At 66.7% G+C, this 17,327-nt stretch carries 17 protein-coding genes; 14 read left to right on the plus strand and 3 right to left on the minus strand.

Annotated elements, in window-relative coordinates; genetic code table 11:
* Positions 1 to 3: 3 nt before the first annotated feature.
* Positions 4 to 789 (minus strand): IclR family transcriptional regulator, encoded by a 786-nt coding sequence (locus BGO47_RS11875; protein ID WP_292712205.1) that lies wholly within the window; start codon positions 787 to 789, stop codon positions 4 to 6.
* A gap of 139 nt (positions 790 to 928) precedes the next feature.
* On the opposite strand from BGO47_RS11875, the gene BGO47_RS11880 reads away from it, so the two are divergent.
* The 3 genes from BGO47_RS11880 to BGO47_RS11890 are packed head-to-tail and all read left to right on the plus strand — an operon-like array spanning position 929 to position 3,544.
* Positions 929 to 1,708, plus strand: coding sequence for a CoA transferase subunit A (locus BGO47_RS11880; RefSeq protein WP_292712207.1), 780 nt, complete (start codon positions 929 to 931; stop codon positions 1,706 to 1,708).
* A gap of 1 nt (position 1,709) precedes the next feature.
* Positions 1,710 to 2,363 (plus strand): CoA transferase subunit B, encoded by a 654-nt coding sequence (locus BGO47_RS11885; protein WP_292712209.1) that lies wholly within the window; start codon positions 1,710 to 1,712, stop codon positions 2,361 to 2,363.
* Positions 2,360 to 3,544, plus strand: a complete 1,185-nt coding sequence (locus tag BGO47_RS11890; protein WP_292712212.1) for an acetyl-CoA C-acetyltransferase — start codon at positions 2,360 to 2,362, stop codon at positions 3,542 to 3,544. Before BGO47_RS11885 ends, BGO47_RS11890 begins: the two co-directional genes overlap by 4 nt.
* Positions 3,545 to 3,561: 17 nt before the next feature.
* Here BGO47_RS11890 and BGO47_RS11895 read toward each other — a convergent pair whose 3' ends face one another.
* Complete coding sequence (locus BGO47_RS11895) at positions 3,562 to 3,789, minus strand: hypothetical protein (protein ID WP_292712213.1); 228 nt, start codon at positions 3,787 to 3,789, stop codon at positions 3,562 to 3,564.
* A 105-nt stretch (positions 3,790 to 3,894) separates the two neighbouring features.
* Here BGO47_RS11895 and BGO47_RS11900 point away from each other — a divergent pair, with 105 nt between their 5' ends.
* From BGO47_RS11900 to serA, 9 genes are all read left to right on the plus strand, one after another.
* On the plus strand, positions 3,895 to 5,289 hold the full coding sequence (locus BGO47_RS11900) for a trehalose-6-phosphate synthase (RefSeq protein WP_292712215.1): 1,395 nt from the start codon (positions 3,895 to 3,897) through the stop codon (positions 5,287 to 5,289).
* A 32-nt stretch (positions 5,290 to 5,321) separates the two neighbouring features.
* The gene (gene otsB / locus BGO47_RS11905; protein WP_292712217.1) at positions 5,322 to 6,140 is read left to right on the plus strand and encodes a trehalose-phosphatase; all 819 of its coding nucleotides are present in this window, start codon (positions 5,322 to 5,324) and stop codon (positions 6,138 to 6,140) included.
* Positions 6,141 to 6,149: 9 nt separating this feature from the next.
* Positions 6,150 to 7,856, plus strand: coding sequence for a dihydroxy-acid dehydratase (ilvD, locus tag BGO47_RS11910; protein ID WP_292712218.1), 1,707 nt, complete (start codon positions 6,150 to 6,152; stop codon positions 7,854 to 7,856).
* 44 nt (positions 7,857 to 7,900) lie between these two features.
* Entirely contained in the window at positions 7,901 to 9,703 is a 1,803-nt protein-coding gene (locus BGO47_RS11915) for an acetolactate synthase large subunit (protein ID WP_292712220.1), read from the plus strand.
* Between the two features lie 3 nt (positions 9,704 to 9,706).
* The gene (gene ilvN, locus BGO47_RS11920; RefSeq protein WP_228178082.1) at positions 9,707 to 10,216 is read left to right on the plus strand and encodes an acetolactate synthase small subunit; all 510 of its coding nucleotides are present in this window, start codon (positions 9,707 to 9,709) and stop codon (positions 10,214 to 10,216) included.
* A gap of 87 nt (positions 10,217 to 10,303) precedes the next feature.
* Complete coding sequence (ilvC, locus tag BGO47_RS11925) at positions 10,304 to 11,329, plus strand: ketol-acid reductoisomerase (protein ID WP_292712222.1); 1,026 nt, start codon at positions 10,304 to 10,306, stop codon at positions 11,327 to 11,329.
* Between the two features lie 71 nt (positions 11,330 to 11,400).
* Entirely contained in the window at positions 11,401 to 11,922 is a 522-nt protein-coding gene (locus BGO47_RS11930) for a DNA polymerase III subunit gamma/tau (RefSeq protein WP_292712224.1), read from the plus strand.
* Positions 11,919 to 12,296, plus strand: a complete 378-nt coding sequence (locus tag BGO47_RS11935) for a bacitracin resistance protein (RefSeq protein WP_292712226.1) — start codon at positions 11,919 to 11,921, stop codon at positions 12,294 to 12,296. The genes BGO47_RS11930 and BGO47_RS11935 overlap by 4 nt, the downstream gene beginning before the upstream one ends.
* A 135-nt stretch (positions 12,297 to 12,431) precedes the next feature.
* Entirely contained in the window at positions 12,432 to 14,036 is a 1,605-nt protein-coding gene (serA, locus tag BGO47_RS11940; RefSeq protein WP_292712228.1) for a phosphoglycerate dehydrogenase, read from the plus strand.
* Here serA and BGO47_RS11945 read toward each other — a convergent pair.
* Positions 14,033 to 14,581 (minus strand): TetR/AcrR family transcriptional regulator, encoded by a 549-nt coding sequence (locus tag BGO47_RS11945; protein WP_292712230.1) that lies wholly within the window; start codon positions 14,579 to 14,581, stop codon positions 14,033 to 14,035. The two genes, serA and BGO47_RS11945, sit on opposite strands and share 4 nt — an antisense overlap.
* 78 nt (positions 14,582 to 14,659) lie before the next feature.
* On the opposite strand from BGO47_RS11945, the gene BGO47_RS11950 reads away from it, so the two are divergent.
* Entirely contained in the window at positions 14,660 to 16,270 is a 1,611-nt protein-coding gene (locus BGO47_RS11950; RefSeq protein WP_292712232.1) for an MFS transporter, read from the plus strand.
* Positions 16,233 to 17,285, plus strand: a complete 1,053-nt coding sequence (locus BGO47_RS11955; RefSeq protein WP_292712234.1) for a 3-isopropylmalate dehydrogenase — start codon at positions 16,233 to 16,235, stop codon at positions 17,283 to 17,285. Before BGO47_RS11950 ends, BGO47_RS11955 begins: the two co-directional genes overlap by 38 nt.
* Positions 17,286 to 17,327: the final 42 nt, after the last annotated feature.

A 17,327-nucleotide genomic window follows, 5' to 3' on the forward strand; every position in this document is an offset into this window, starting at 1 on the left:
GTCTCAGCCGCGTGCCGCCGCCACCCGCGTCGTGAGCTGGTGGGCGTGGGCAAGCAGGATGCGGCCGAGCTCGGGGAGCCGGTCGGGACCGAATCGGAACTCGACTCCCGTGAGGCTCAGCGCCCACTGCGGGTGCCCCTCGCGCGTGAAGACCGCAGCTCCCACCCCGAAGCTCCCCTCCACGATCAGGCCCGGGTTGACGGCATAGCCGCGCTCGTGCGTCTCACGCAGGCGCCCTCGAAGCCGCGGTGGGGCGTGAGCTACGCCCCACCGCTCCGACAGCTCGGGATGCCGCTCGAAATAGGCGTCCACATCGTGGTCTGGGAGGAACGACAGAATCGCGAGTCCCGCCGAGGCGACGCCCAGAGGAAACCGCACCCCCTCAGCCAGCACGAACGAGCGGATGGGAAAGCTTCCCTCCTCGCGCAGCAGACATACTGTCTCGTCGCCCCGACGGACCGAGAGGAAGGCGCTCTCCTCGGTGCGCACCGCGAGCGAGCGCACGATGTCGCGAGCGAGGCTCGTGATGTCATAGCGCGATGCCGCGGCCGCGCCCATGAGATAGAGCTCGGGACCCGGCATCCAGGTGCCACGTGCCTCGTCTTGGTCGACGAGCCCTTCGTGGCGCAGCGCGGTGAGGAGCCGGTGGGTGGTCGGCCGAGTGAGGTCTGCCCGCCGCGCCAACTCCGACACGGTCAGTCCCGCGGCGCCCCCTGCCGACACCAAGCGCAGCAACGCGGCTGCGCGCGCGATCGCCTGCGCGCCCGGCACGGATCGATGGGTGTCCATGATGTGGACGGTAGTCGCGGTGGTGTCCACATCGCAAGCGGATGCTGGCGTCAGCGCGTGCCGCGCGGCAACGATGGCCATGCGGGTGCGGCGCAATGCGGCGACCCGGAACGAACCGGCAGACCAAAGGAGTTCATCCGTGATCGACAAGACCTGGGAGTCGCCGGCCGCGGCCGTCGCCGACATCCCCGACGGCGCAACCCTCGCCGTCGGTGGGTTCGGCCTATCGGGCAACCCGATGGCACTGATCGAAGCCCTGCACGCCCGCGGCGTCGGCGACCTGTCGATCGTGTCCAACAACTGCGGCGTGGATGACTGGGGCCTCGGCATCCTGCTCGCCGACAAGCGCATCCGCAAGATGACCTCGTCGTACGTGGGTGAAAACAAGGAGTTCGAGCGGCAGTTCCTCTCGGGTGAACTCGAGCTCGAGCTGACCCCTCAGGGGACCCTCGCCGAGAAGCTGCGCGCTGGCGGCGCCGGGATCGCCGCGTTCTACACGCAGACCGGTGTGGGAACGCAGGTCGCCGAAGGCGGATTGCCGCGTCGCTATGACGGGTCCGGTGGCGTCGCCGTCGCCTCACCGGTGAAGGACGTGCGCACGTTCGAGGTGTCGGGTCGCGAGCGCGAGTATGTGCTCGAGGAAGCGATCGTCACCGACTACGCCCTGGTCCATGCGCTCCGGGGCGACCGCCACGGCAACCTCGTCTTCAACAAGGCAGCTCGAAACTTCAACCCGCTCGCCGCGATGGCCGGCCGGATCTGCATCGTGCAGGTCGAGGAACTGGTCGAGCCGGGTCGGATCGATCCGGATGCCGTGCACCTGCCCGGCGTCTACGTCCACCGCATCGTCGAAGTGGGTCCCGACATTGAAAAGCGCATCGAGCGACGCACTGTCTCGGTGACCCCGGAAGGAGCCTGAAATGGCACTCACCCGCACCGAGATGGCCGCCCGCGCCGCGCAGGAACTCGCCGACGGCGCCTACGTCAATCTGGGGATCGGCCTGCCGACCCTCGTGCCCAACTACGTTCCAGCCGGCGTCACCGTCGTGCTGCAGTCCGAGAACGGCATCCTGGGCGTGGGGCCCTACCCGCAGGAAGCGGACGTCGATCCCGACCTCATCAACGCCGGGAAGGAGACCGTGACGACCCTGCCGGGCGCCGCGTTCTTCGATTCCGCGACGAGCTTTGGGATGATCCGCGGCGGCAAAATCGACGCCGCCATCCTCGGGGCGATGCAGGTTTCGGCATCCGGCGACCTTGCCAACTGGATGATCCCCGGAAGGATGGTCAAGGGTCCCGGCGGGGCGATGGATCTCGTGCACGGCGCCGCGAAGGTGATCGTTCTGATGGAGCACGTCGCCAAAGACGGGACGCCGAAGATCGTCAGCAACTGCTCGCTGCCGCTGACCGGCAAGGGTGTGGTCGACCGCATCATCACCGACCTGGCGGTCCTCGACGTGACGCCCCAGGGACTCGTGCTCGTCGAGCTTGCGCCCGGCGTCAGCGTCGAGGATGTCGTTGCTGCGACCGAGCCCGAGATCACCGTGTCGAGCAACCTTAAGGTGGAGGCATGAACCACGAGGATGTCGTCATTGTCGGCGCCGCACGCACCCCGCAAGGCCGCCTGAAGGGGCAGCTGTCATCGCTGCCATCCACCGCCCTCGGCAGCATCGCGATCCGCGGTGCGCTCGAGAAGGCCGGGATCGGCCCCGAGGTCGTCGACGCCGTTCTGGTCGGCCAGGTGCTTCCCGCGGGTGCGGGACAGAACCCTGCCCGCCAGGCCGCGATCGGCGCCGGGATCGGCTGGGATGTTCACGCATCGTCGATCAACAAAGTGTGCCTGTCGGGTCTCACTGCCGTCATCGACGCCGCCCGCATGGTGCGCCTCGGAGATGCCCGGGTCGTCGTCGCGGCGGGCATGGAGTCGATGTCGCAGGCGCCGCATCTGCTCATGGGATCGCGCGAGGGCTGGTCGTACGGATCCATCGAGGTGCTCGACCACATGGCCCACGATGGTCTGACTGACGCGTTCGACCGCGAGAGCATGGGCGGCTCGACAGAGCGACACAACGCCCGCTACGAGGTCACGCGCGAAGATCAGGATGCCGTCGCCGCCCGCTCCCACCAGCGCGCAGCTGCCGCGTGGGAAGCCGAGGTGTTCGCCGACGAGATCGTTCCCGTAGAGATTCCGCAGCGCAAGGGCGACCCGAAGCTGGTGACGCGAGACGAGGGCATCCGTGCCGAGACGACAGTCGATACCCTCGCCGGCCTCCGTCCTGCCTTCTCGAAAGACGGCACCATCACGGCGGGCAATTCCTCGCAGATCTCCGACGGCGCCTCGGCCGTGATCGTCACGAGCCGCGCGCACGCCGATGAGAACGGCTGGCCCGTGCTCGCCGTCATCGGGTCAGCGGGTCAGGTCGCAGGCCCCGACAACACTCTCCACGCCCAACCTGCCCGGGCGATCCTGGCCGCATGCGAGCGAGAGGGAATCGCCGCTTCCGATCTGGATTTCGTCGAGATCAACGAGGCGTTCGGTGCGGTGGTTGCACGCTCTCAAGCAGAGCTCGGCCTGCCCGACGAGGTCGTCAACATCCACGGCGGCGGCATTGCGATCGGTCACCCGATCGGCGCATCGGGCAACCGGCTCGTCGTGCACACCGTGTATGAACTGCTGCACCGCGGTGGTGGGACCGCCGCAGTCGCGCTTTGCGGGGGCGGCGGTCAGGGCGACGCGCTGATCCTCAAGCGCTGAGTGGGGATCAGCGCTGCCTAGTCCTTGAGGCGCCGCGCGGCGGGGGAGTCGGCGGGGACCGGCTTGCCCTGGTCGATGCGACGCATGTCGATGATCGCCCCGACAGCCAGTGCGACAGTGATGGCCCAGCTGATCCATGCCAGCGCGGTTCGCCACGTGAACGTTTCCTCCCGGAGCGCGCGAAGGAGCGAGAAGCCCGAGATGACTGCTCCGATGATGCCGGTTCCGAAGAGGTACTTGCCCATGCGAACCACGGTACACATCAGCTCGCCGCTGTCCACCCCCGGCCTGCAACCCGGTGAAGCAGCTAGCCTGGGAGCGCCCGCGTCCGCCACTGTGAAGGAGCTCGCGTGTCGCAAGCTGATTTCGTCGTCGTTGCCAACCGCCTCCCTGTGGACCGTGATGACGACGGCGGATGGCGGCGCTCTCCGGGTGGTCTGGTCACAGCACTCGAGCCCGTGATGCGCAAGGCCGAAGGTGCCTGGGTGGGGTGGGCCGGCAAGCCGGGCCTCGACCTGGAGCCGTTCGACTTCGAGGGCACGCATCTGGTGCCGATCACCCTCAGTGCCGAGGAGATCCAGAACTACTACGAGGGGTTCTCGAACGACACGATCTGGCCCCTGTACCACGATGTGATCGCCGCTCCCCGGTATCGCCGCGTGTGGTGGGATGCCTACGTCGATGTGAACCGGCGCTTCGCCGAAGCGTCGGCCGACGCCGCCGCCGAGGGTGCGACGGTCTGGGTTCAGGACTACCAGCTGCAACTCGTGCCGGCGATGCTGCGCTCGATGCGGCCCGACCTCACGATCGGCTATTTCCACCACATCCCTTTCCCGGCATATGGCCTGTTCTCACAGTTGCCGTGGCGTCGTCAGGTACTCGAGGGACTCCTCGGGGCCGACGTCGTCGGCTTCCAGCGGGTGGCGGATGCCGGCAACTTCGCCCGCGCTGTGCGTCGCCAGTTCCACTACACGACCAAGGCCTCGGGCATCACCGTGCCTCTTGAGGACGGCAGCACGCGAAACGTCCTCGCCAAGGCGTTCCCGATCTCGATCGACGCCGAGTCGTACATCGAACTCGCGCAGCGTCCCGAGATCCAGGCCCGGGCCAAGGAGATCCGCGAGAGCCTCGGCAACCCCAAGACGGTGATGCTCGGGGTCGACCGGCTGGACTACACGAAGGGTATCCGCCATCGCCTCAAGGCTTTCGGCGAGCTTCTGCAAGACGGCAAGCTCAGCGTCGAAGACGCGACCCTCGTGCAGGTGGCAAGCCCCAGTCGCGAACGTGTGGAGGCCTACATCCAACTGCGCGACGAGATCGAGCTGACGGTTGGCCGCATCAACGGTGACTTCGACACGATGGATCACACCGCCATCCGCTACCTGCACCAGGCGTTCCCGCGCGAAGAGATGGTTGCGCTATACCTCGCCGCCGATGTCATGCTCGTCACGGCGCTGCGCGACGGCATGAATCTCGTCGCCAAGGAGTATGTCGCGAGCCGCATCGACAACCGCGGGGTGCTGCTGCTGAGCGAGTTCGCCGGCGCTGCCGACGAGCTCGGGTCGGCGATCCGCATCAACCCGCACGACATCGGTGGCATGAAGGACGCAATCATGCGCGCCATCGAGATGCCGGGCGCTGAGCAGGGGCGACGGATGCGATCATTGCGACGGCGCGTGCTCGAACACGACGTCAGCGACTGGTCCAAGTCTTTCCTGGAAGCGCTCGCCACCGCGAAGCGCTGAGACATCCGAACGTCCGAACCCGAAAGCCCGAGATGACGACTCCCGACGCCCATCCCGATTCCGACGCTGTTGCCCTCGAGGTGCGAGAAGCTCTCGCCACTGTCGCGGGTGTCCCGACCCTGCTGGTCGCCCTCGACTTCGACGGCACGCTTTCGCCCCACGTGGAAGACCCCATGACCGCCCGGATGCTCCCCGCCGCGCGTGACGCGGTCAATGCCCTGGCCGCGCTGCCGAACACGGTCGTGGCCCTGGTGTCGGGACGGAGCCTTGTTGACCTGCGGATCATCGCCGAGCACACCGATGACTCGCCGATCACCCTGGCCGCCTCGCACGGCGCGGAGTACTGGTTCCCGAGTGAGGGCGCCGTCGAGCCGGCTGAGGATGACGCGGAGCGGGGCCTCCGTGACCTGCTGCGCGCTCGTGCCGAAGAGATCGCCTCGGACTACGAGGGCGTCTGGATCGAGCCGAAGACCTTCGGGTTCGGCGTCCACACCCGCAATGCCACCGAGGAGGCCGGCGAGAAGGCAGCCGCCGCCGTCGACGAGATGGTCGCCGGCGCAGCTCCCGACTGGCGGCGCCGAACCGGCAAGAAGATCGTGGAGTATGCGTTCCGTCACGAGGGCAAAGACAGCGCCATCGCGAACCTTCGGGAGCGCGTTCGCGCCGATGCCGTGCTGTTCGCCGGTGACGACACGACTGATGAGGATGCCTTGCGCAGCCTGCAGCCACAGGATCTCGGCATCCACGTGGGCGCCGGCGAGACCGCGGCGCGCGTGAGTGTGCCCAACATCCCTGCGATGGCTGCAACGTTGGTCGAGCTCGCGGATCAGCGGCGCCACGCGCAGGAATAGACTTCGAGCATGGCCCCGCACGACAGCACCATTGACATCAAACCTCGGAGCCGGGTCGTCACCGACGGCATCGAAGCCACCACCTCCCGCGGAATGCTCCGCGCCGTGGGGATGGGTGACGAGGACTGGGACAAGCCCCAGATCGGCATCGCCTCGAGCTGGAACGAGATCACCCCCTGCAACCTGAGCCTGGACCGCCTCGCTCAGGGCGCGAAAGAGGGCGTGCACTCCGGTGGCGGCTACCCGCTCCAGTTCGGCACCATCTCCGTCTCGGACGGAATCTCGATGGGCCACGAGGGAATGCACTTCTCCCTCGTCAGCCGCGAGGTCATCGCCGACTCGGTCGAGACCGTCGTCATGGCAGAGCGCCTCGATGGGACCGTCCTGCTGGCAGGCTGCGACAAGTCCATCCCCGGGATGCTGATGGCAAGTGCCCGCCTCGACCTCTCGAGCGTCTTCCTCTACGCCGGTTCGATCGCACCCGGTTGGGTCAAGCTCAGCGATGGCACCGAGAAGGACATCACGATCATCGACTCCTTCGAAGGCGTCGGGGCGTGCCTGTCGGGCCGCATGAGCGAAGCAGACCTCAAGCGCATCGAGTGCGCCTTCGCCCCCGGTGAGGGAGCGTGCGGCGGCATGTACACCGCCAACACGATGGCCTCGGTCGCCGAGGCCCTCGGGCTGAGCCTTCCGGGTTCTGCGGCACCGCCGTCGGCTGACCGCCGCCGCGACGCGTACGCGCATCGCTCGGGCGAGGCTGTCGTCAACCTGCTGAAGCTCGGGATCACGACCCGCGACATCCTGACGAAGGAAGCATTCGAGAATGCGATCGCCCTCGCGATGGCGCTCGGTGGCTCGACGAATGTCGTGCTGCACCTCCTCGCGATTGCTCGCGAGGCTGACGTCGACCTCGATCTACACGACTTCAACCGCATCGGCGACAAGGTTCCTCACGTCGCCGACATGAAGCCGTTCGGCCAGTACGTCATGAACGACGTCGACCGCCACGGTGGCATCCCGGTCATCATGAAGGCGATGCTCGATGAGGGGCTGCTGCACGGTGACGCGCTCACCGTGACCGGCAAGACCCTCGCTGAGAACCTCGCTGACTTGAACCCCGACCCGGTGGACGGCACCGTCATCCACGCGTTTGACAACCCCATCCACGAGACAGGCGGCATCACGGTCCTGCACGGCACGATGGCCCCCGAGGGAGCCGTCGTGAAGTCTGCGGGCTTCGACAGCGACGTCTTCGAAGGGCCCGCACGCGTGTTCGAGCGCGAGCGTGCCGCCATGGATGCCCTCGAGGCCGGGGAGATCTCGGCGGGCGATGTCGTCATCATCCGCTACGAGGGCCCGAAGGGTGGCCCCGGAATGCGGGAAATGCTCGCGATCACGGCTGCCATCAAGGGCGCTGGGCTCGGAAAAGATGTACTACTCTTGACAGACGGCAGATTCTCGGGCGGCACAACCGGCCTGTGCATCGGCCACATAGCACCCGAAGCGGTCGACGCAGGTCCGATCGCCTTCGTGCGCGATGGTGATCTGATACGGGTCGATATCGCAGCTCGCTCCCTCGACCTACTCGTCGACGAGGCTGAGCTGAGTTCCCGCCGGCAGGGCTGGGAGCCGCTTCCTCCGCGCTATACCCGTGGCGTTCTTGCCAAGTACACGCGACTCGTGCGTTCGGCATCCGAAGGCGCGACGACGAACTAGGCGTTCTCTCTCGCAACTCTCGACATCCATCGCAAGGAATCATCATGTCTTCCGACATCGCCACGGCCGTGCCCCGGCCCCCCGCTCGCGGCGCTTCGGCGCCTGTGATGACCGGGGCTGAGGCGGTCGTCCGTTCCCTCGATCTGCTGGGTGTGTCCGATGTGTTCGGGCTGCCCGGCGGCGCGATCATGCCTGTCTACGACCCGCTCATGGACGACGAGGCGGTCCGCCACATCCTCGTTCGCCACGAGCAGGGTGCCGGACACGCCGCCGAAGGGTATGCCTCGGCATCCGGCAAGGTGGGTGTTGCCATCGCCACGTCGGGACCCGGAGCGACCAACCTCGTCACGGCGATCGCGGATGCCTACATGGACTCCGTTCCGCTGCTGTGCATCACGGGCCAGGTCTTCTCGAACCTCATGGGAACCGACGCTTTCCAGGAAGCCGACATCGTCGGGATCACGATGCCGATCACGAAGCACTCGTTCCTCGTGAAGCGCGCCGAAGACATCCCTGGCGCGCTCGCCGCAGCCTACGAGATCGCTTCGACGGGTCGTCCCGGTCCCGTCCTGGTGGACATCACGAAGGACGCCCAGCAGGCCGAGGCGCCGTTCGTCTGGCCGCCGCAGATCGACCTGCCGGGGTACCGCCCGGTCACCAAGGCTCACGGCAAGCAGATCCAAGCGGCTGCGCAGTTGATCGCCGAAGCCGAGAAGCCGGTTCTGTACGTCGGCGGCGGCATCATCCGCTCCCGCGCCTCGGAGCAGCTGCTCGCGCTGGCCGAGGCGACCGGTGCGCCGGTTGTCACGACGCTCATGGCGCGGGGTGCGTTCCCCGACTCGCACGAGCAGAACCTCGGCATGCCCGGCATGCACGGCACGGTTCCTGCTGTGCTCGCGCTGCAGGAGTCCGACCTCATCGTGGCTCTCGGTGCCCGATTCGATGACCGTGTGACCGGCAAGGCGTCACACTTCGCGCCGCACGCGAAGGTCATCCACGTCGACATCGACCCCGCCGAGATCTCGAAAATCCGCGCTGCAGACGTTCCGATCGTGGGTGACCTGCGTGAGGTGCTGGTTGATCTCGAGGCCGCGTTCCGCGCCAACACCGACGCCGGCCGCGCCGACATCACCCAGTGGTGGGCCTACCTCAAGGGCCTCCGCAACGAGTTCCCCCTCGGCTACGCCCCCACAACCGACGGCCTCCTGGCGCCGCAGCAGGTCATCCAGCGGATCGGTGAGCTCACCGGCCCCGAGGCCGTATACGCCGCAGGCGTCGGTCAGCACCAGATGTGGGCTGCCCAGTTCATCAAGTACGAGCGCCCCAACGCCTGGCTGAACTCGGGCGGCGCCGGCACCATGGGCTACGCGGTTCCCGCCGCGATGGGCGCGAAGGTCGCCGAGCCGGATCGTGTCGTGTGGGCGATCGACGGTGACGGATGCTTCCAGATGACCAATCAGGAGCTCGCCACCTGCGTGCTCAACGACATCCCGATCAAGGTCGCGATCATCAACAACTCGTCACTCGGGATGGTGCGTCAGTGGCAGACGCTGTTCTTCAACGGCCGCCACTCCAACACCGACCTGAACACAGGTCACGGCACCGCGCGGGTACCGGACTTCGTCAAGTTGGCTGAGGCGTACGGATGCCTCGCGCTGCGCGTCGAGAAGGAAGACGAGATCGACGACGCGATTCGCACTGCCCTGGAGACCAACGATCGCCCCGTCGTCATCGACTTCGTCGTGTCGGCCGACGCCATGGTGTGGCCGATGGTGCCGCAGGGTGTCGGAAACAGTGAGATCCAGTACGCGCGTGAGCACGCCCCGAGCTTCGATCAGGAGGACTGAGCCATGACAAGCCACGTGCTGAGCCTTCTCGTTGAAGACAAGCCCGGCCTGCTGACCCGCGTCGCGGGCCTGTTCGCTCGCCGCGGTTTCAACATCGAATCCCTTGCCGTGGGAGTCACCGAGGTGCCGGGGCTGTCCCGCATCACGGTGGTCGTCGACGTCGAAGGGCTCCCGCTCGAGCAGGTGACCAAGCAGCTGAACAAGCTCGTGAACGTCATCAAGATCGTGGAGCTCGACCCCGCGGCATCCGTGCAGCGCGAGCACATGCTCGTGAAGGTACGCGCCGACAACGCGAGCCGTTCCAGCGTGCTCGAGGTCATCAATCTGTTCCGAGCGTCGGTCGTGGACTACGCTCCCGAGGCGATGGTGGTCGAGATCACCGGCGACAAGGGCAAGGTTGAGGCGTTCCTGCGCGCTATCGAGCCCTTCGGCATCAAGGAGCTCGCCCAGTCGGGCATGCTCGCCATCGGCCGCGGCGGCAAGAGCATCACCGAACGGGTCCTGCGGGGCTGAAACGACCACGCCGATCCGCTCCCGGTCGTTGAGCGGGCTCGGCGAGAACAAACGACCACAATCGCATAGTCAAGGAGAGACACCCTCATGGCCGAAATGATCTACGACCAGGATGCCGACCTCGCCCTCATCCAGAGCAAGAAGGTCGCCATCGTCGGCTACGGCTCGCAGGGCCACGCACACGCGCAGAACCTGCGCGACTCGGGCGTCGAGGTCGTCATTGCCCTCAAGGACGGCTCGAAGTCGGCGCCGAAGGCACAGGAGGACGGCCTCGAGGTCAAGTCCGTCGCCGACGCCACCGCGTGGGCCGACGTCATCATGATCCTCGCGCCCGACCAGCACCAGCGCGGCATATACAACAACGAGATCAAGCCGAACCTCGCTCCCGGCAAGACCCTCGCCTTCGCGCACGGGTTCAACATCCGTTTCGGCTACATCGAGGCCCCCGAGGGTGTCGACGTCATCCTCATCGCCCCGAAGGCTCCCGGCCACACGGTTCGTCGTGAGTACGTCGCCGGCCGCGGCATCCCCGACATCATCGCTGTCGAGAAGGATGCCTCGGGCAGCGCCTGGGACCTCGCGAAGTCGTACGCGAAGGCCATCGGCGGCACGCGCGCCGGCGTCATCAAGACGACGTTCACGGAAGAGACCGAGACCGACCTCTTCGGCGAGCAGGCAGTTCTCTGCGGTGGCGTTTCGCAGCTGATCCAGTACGGCTTCGAGACCCTCACTGAGGCCGGCTACCAGCCCGAGATCGCCTACTTCGAGGTGCTGCACGAGCTCAAGCTCATCGTCGACCTCATGTGGGAGGGTGGCATCGCCAAGCAGCGCTGGAGCGTTTCGGACACCGCCGAGTACGGCGACTACGTCTCGGGCCCGCGCGTCATCGACCCGCACGTCAAGGAGAACATGGCGGCAGTCCTGGCCGACATCCGTTCTGGTGCGTTCGCCGAGCGGTTCATCACCGACCAGGACAACGGCGCCGTTGAATTCCTTGAGCTGCGCGAGAAGGCCGCGAAGCACCCGATCGAGGCCGTCGGTAAGGACCTGCGTTCGCTCTTCTCGTGGAAGCAGCAGGACAAGGACTACGTGGAGGGCTCGGCCGCGCGCTGATCTCATCCCCTTCCGCCGAACCCACACGTCCTTCCGGGGCGTGTGGGTTCGGTCGTCGGTAGGCTGAACTCGTGAGCACCGACCGCGACGACGACGCCCTCTCGTGGGGGGATGACGACCCGACGCTCGATGCGGGCCCCACGTTGCCCCCGGGCTACGTGGCCGTCGGCAAGGGGAGCGAGGCGATCGCGCCGAAGCCCGGGGCAGCTGCTGATGGTGGTGTCGCCTCGGAAGCTGATGCTCTGCCTGCGCAGAGTGACCCGGGCGGTGCGGACAGTGACACTGCGCCGGCTGCGGGACTGAGCAACGCGGCGCTCATCATCCTCGGCGTCTTCGGCGGTATCTACGCCCTCGAGAGCATCGGGTGGATCATCGGTGGCTTTCGTTTGCGCCCCTATGCCGAGTTCCTAGTCGATCCGATCGCCTACCAGGTGAGCCTCTGGCTCGCCGTGCTGACGCCGCTGATATGGTTCGTAACCGTCTTGGTCCTCACGCGGCGCGCGCGAACGTGGCTCCGGGTGCTCCTTCTACTGGCAGGAGCCCTCCTGCTGCTGCCGTGGCCATTCATCTTGGTGGGGGCGATCGGACAATGAGCGAGAACACCAACCCGGTCACCGGCACGGAGGCCCCGGTATCCGTGCCGCCGCGCCGCGCCGCACTTCCGGTCTGGCTGATCGCGACGATCGCGGGCTTCTTCGGTCTCTTCTACGCGTACGCGGTGTGGAATGCTTTAGCCTTCCTCATATCCCAGGCATCAGGCCTTAGCGGCGGCGGTTGGGCTTTGGTGCTTGCCGCAGTGGTCTTCCCCTTCGTTGTCTTCGCCATGGCCTTCGCGATCGGGTGGAAGCGCCGCGCTGGGGCTTTTTCCTTGGTCATGCTGACGGGGCTCGGCTTGGTCGCGGTGTTCTGGTTCAACGTCCTTGCCTATGTGACGGTTGACTTCGTCCGCGCAGTTCTAGCTTCCTAAGCCCCGTCATGTGGTCGGGGCGACCGGTGCGCCCACGATAGGCTGGCCACGGCCCGTCGTCATGGCGTGCGGCGCGGCATCCCCGTCATCCTGTGCACGGTTCATGCGTGCGCGTCTGCTCCGAAGGATCCACCCGTGTCCAAACCGGTCGTGCTGATCGCCGAAGAACTGTCCCCCGCCACGATCGAGGCCCTCGGCCCGGACTTTGATGTCCGCAACGTCGACGGCACTGACCGGCCCGCGCTGCTCGCGGCTCTTGCCGAGGCTGACGCGGTTCTCATCCGCTCGGCGACGAAGATGGATGCCGAAGCCATCGCGTCGTCGCAGAAGCTTCGAGTGATCGCTCGCGCCGGCGTCGGACTCGACAATGTCGACATCAAGGCGGCCACTGCTGCCGGCGTCATGGTCGTGAACGCGCCGACCTCCAACGTCATCTCGGCCGCGGAGCTCACGGTCGGACACATCCTGAGTCTTGCCCGCCACATCCCCGCCGCCCACGCCTCGCTCGCGCAGGGCCAGTGGAAGCGCAGCTCGTTCACGGGTGCGGAGCTCTACGAGAAGACCGTCGGCATCCTGGGCCTCGGTCGCATCGGTGCTCTTGTTGCCGAGCGGTTGCGAGCCTTTGGTGTGCGCCTGGTCGGCTACGACCCCTACGTGACCCCTGCCCGGGCCCAGCAGCTGGGTGTCGAGCTTCTCAGCATCGACGACGTCGTTCGCGAGAGCGACTTCCTCACGGTGCACATGCCGAAGACTCCCGAGACGACCGGCATGATCAGCACCGAACAGCTCGCTGCGATGAAGCCCACGGCCTACGTCATCAACGTCGCCCGCGGCGGCCTGTTCGACGAAGAGGCGCTGTTGGAAGCTCTCACCACCGGACAGATCGCCGGAGCCGGGCTCGACGTCTTCACCGCTGAGCCGCCGAAGCCGGACTCGGCGGCGGCGAAGCTCGTTGCTCTTCCCAACGTCGTCGGAACGCCGCACCTCGGTGCCTCCACCGACGAGGCGCAGGAGAAGGCCGGCGTTTCGGTTGCGAAATCGGTCAAACTTGCGCTCGAGGGCGACCTGGTTCCGGATGCCGTCAACGTCGCCGGGGGCGTGATCGACCCATTCGTGCGGCCCGGTATAGGGCTGGTCGAAATGCTCGGACAGTACTTCACGGGCCTGACGCACAGTGCGCTCACCTCGCTGGATATCGAAGTCCGCGGGGAACTCGCCGCGTTCGATGTCAGCGTTTATCGGCTCGCGGCGCTCAAGGGCATCTTCACGAACATCGTCAGCGAGAACGTGTCGTACGTGAATGCGCCCCTGTTCGCTGAGCAGCGCGGCATCGAGACCCGCATGATCGTCGAGGCCGACAGCCCCCAGTACCGGAACCTCACGGTGCTGCGCGGCACCATGTCAGACGGCACGACGCTGAGCGTTGCGGGAACGCTCGCCGGCACGCGCATGGTCCCGAAGATCGTCGCTATCAACGGCTACGACATCGAGGTGCCGATCGCCGGCCACCACGTCGTGATGCGCTATCAGGACCGCCCGGGCATCGTCGCGATCTATGCGAAGACGCTCGGTGACGCGGGAATCAACATCGAAGGGCTGCAGGTTGCGCACCCGGATGCCTCCGGCCACGCACTCTCGGTGCTGACGGTGGACGCCGCGGTGCCGGACGAGCTGCTCGACCAGATGCGTCAGGCCGTCGGTGCTGACCTGTTCTGCCAGATCGAGATCGTCGAACCCTAGCGCGGAGCGGTTGCCTGCGTGATGAGCTGAACCAAGGCATCCATCTCGGCATCGCGGGGGACTGGCGTTGCCAGGCCATCGTGCTGGAGTGCGTTGTTGTAGTAGACGCCGTCGCTGATGAGCATGACGAGGTCGAGCGCGGTCTTGTCTGCCACGTGCGGGCGAAGCGTGTCGGCCCAGCGCTCCCGAACCGAGCGCAGTGCGTCGCTCGCTGTGCTGCGCCCGGCCTGGGCGAGGCGTGAGACCGCGAGGATCGCGCGGTCGAGGGCTGTGCCGTCCATCGCCGAGGTGCGCACGTAATACGCAACCGGTCCTTCCTCGGCCGAGGTCATGCGGGCGAGATCTTCGTCGACGCGCTGCTCCAGCCGAGTGAGCAGCGCGGCTTCGAGCGCCTCTTTCGAGGCGAAGTGGTAGAGCAGGCCGCCCTTTGATACTCCGGCGGCCCGGGCGATGGCATCCATCGTGGCGGCCCGCTCACCCTCGGCGATCAGGAGCGACTCGAACGCGTCGAGCACCTTCTCTCGGGCGTGCGGGGGACGACTCATGCGCTCAAGGCTAGCCAGGCCGACTCCACGACTGTTACTATACCAGCCAGACGGTATAGAAATTCTGACGGTGACATCATGACTACCCTGACCGAGGACATCCGCATCGCCGAGAGCGAGGGTCGACCGGTGACGTGGCGCGGCTGGGCTGCGCTCGTGGTGCTGATGCTGCCCGTGCTGTTGATCTCAGTCGACAACACGGTGCTGAGCTTCGCGCTGCCCGAGATCGCCCTCGCTCTCGAGCCGACAGCGGCGCAGCAGCTGTGGATCATCGACGCCTACCCGCTCGTCCTCGCTGGTCTGCTGGTCACGATGGGAACCCTCGGCGACCGGTTCGGACGGCGACGGATGCTGCTGATCGGAGCCACCGGATTCGCTACCGTGTCGGCGCTGTCGGCCTTCGCGCCCTCGGCGGAGTGGCTGATCGCGGGGCGTGCCGCCATGGGACTGTTCGGTGCCATGATCATGCCCTCGACTCTTGCGCTGCTGCGCAGTATCTTCACCCTCCGCAGTCAGCGACGCCTTGCGATCGCCATCTGGGCCTCGATGTTCTCGGCAGGTGCAGCACTCGGCCCGATCGTCGGGGGAGTGCTGCTGGAGCACTTCTCATGGGGATCCGTGTTCCTCATGGCGGTTCCCGTGCTCGTCCCGCTGCTGGTGTTCGCGCCGCTGCTCGTGCCCGAAAGCCGCAACCCGGATGCCGGACGCGTCGACGCCCTCAGCATCGTGCTGTCGATGGCCATGATGGTGCCGATCGTGTGGGCCATCAAGGAGTTCGCGGTCCACGGGTTCTCGGCGACGGTCAGCGTTGCGTCAATCGCAGGAGTGGGGTTCGGCATCCTGTTCGTGCGGCGTCAGCTGCGCGCGCGCTCACCGATGCTGGACATGCGGCTGTTCACGCGAGGCACCTTCAGCGGCGCACTGCTCGTGAACCTGTTGAGCGTCATCTCGCTCGTTGGCTTTATGTTCTTCATCGCCCAGCATCTGCAACTGATCGTCGGGCTCTCCCCGGTTCAGGCGGGCTTCGCGCTAGTGCCGTCGCTGGCCTCGGTCATTCTCGCGGGACTTCTCGTCGTGCCCATCGCGTCTCGGATTCCACCCCGCATCGTGGTGCCCGCGGCGCTCATGTTCTCGATGAGCGGCTACCTTCTCGTGGCCGTGACGGCCGGTGGCGGGGACCTCGGCTGGCTCCTGCTCGCAAGTGTGCTGCTGGGTATCGGAATCGGTGCAGCCGAGACCGTCTCGAACGAGCTCGTCCTGGCAAGCGCTCCGCCCAGCAAGGCGGGCGCGGCAAGCGCCGTCTCCGAAACGGCGTACGAGCTCGGTGCCGTGCTCGGAACCGCTGTGCTGGGCAGCATCCTCACCGCCTCGTACCGGTCGGGCATCGCGATCCCCGCGGGAGTGCCCACCGACCTCGCGGCGCAGGCCCGGGAAACGCTCGCCGGTGCCTACGTCGCGGCGGGCGAGCTCGCTGCCCCCATCGCCGACGCGTTGCGTGCTGCCGCTGCAACAGCCTTCGACTCGGGTGTTGCGGTCACCGCCGCGGTCGGGGCGGGTCTCATGGTCCTGGCTGCCGTTATCGCGGCCACTACGCTGGGATCGGCGCCGTCATCTGTGAATCAGGCGGCACGATCCGAGAACGAGGAGAGCAATGTCGCGCGAGGTGAAGCTAGCCGTCATCCCCGGTGATGGCATCGGTGTCGAGGTTGTCGCCGAGGCCATGAAGGTTCTCGATGCGGTGACCGCGGGCAGCGACATCCGTTTCACGAAGACTCCCTTCTCGCTGGGAGCTGCGCGCTACCTCGAGACCGGCGACACGCTCACGGATGCTGACCTCGAGGCCATAAAGCAGCACGATGCGATCGTGCTCGGCGCGGTGGGCGGCGTTCCGGGAGACGTTCGCCTGAAGGATGCGAACATCGAGCGCGGGCTGCTGCTGAAGCTTCGTTTCGAGCTCGACCACTACGTCAACCTGCGGCCCTCGAAGCTCTACCCCGGCGCCCCGGGCCCGCTCGCGAACCCCGGCGACGTGGACTTCGTCGTCGTGCGCGAGGGCACGGAGGGGCCCTACGTCGGCAACGGGGGTGCGATCCGCAAGGGCACGCCGCACGAGGTTGCCAACGAGACATCCGTCAACACGGCGTTCGGTGTGGAGCGGGTCGTCCGGTACGCGTTCGCGCTTGCTGAGCGTCGCCGCAAGAAGCTGACGCTCGTACACAAGACCAACGTGCTCGTGCACGCTGGCGGAATCTGGCAGAGAATCGTGCGCGAGGTGGCAGAAGAGCACCCCGAGGTCGCCGTAGACTATCTGCACGTCGATGCGGCAACCATCTTCCTGGTCACAAACCCTGACCGCTTCGACGTGATCGTCACCGACAACCTCTTCGGCGACATCCTCACCGACTTGGCCGGCGCCGTCACCGGAGGCATCGGCCTCGCCGCTTCGGGGAACATCAACCCCGACGGCGCGTTCCCCTCGATGTTCGAGCCCGTCCACGGATCGGCGCCCGACATCGCGGGTCAGCAGAAGGCCGACCCCACTGCTGCGATTCTGTCCATCGCGATGCTGCTCGATCACCTCGGGTTGCACGACGATTCCGCCCGCGTCACCCGCGCGGTGGAGGAGGACATCGCTTCTCGGGGCGAGGCCGCGCGCACAACAGCGCAGATCGGTGACGCGATCGTCGCCCGCCTGCAGGCGTAGCCTGGAACCACTCGGCTCCTTGCCGCGCTGGACGGACCCGCC

Origin of the sequence: Microbacterium sp. 67-17, from assembly GCF_001898325.1 — a bacterium.
GTDB classification, from domain to species: Bacteria; Actinomycetota; Actinomycetes; order Actinomycetales; family Microbacteriaceae; genus Microbacterium; species Microbacterium schleiferi.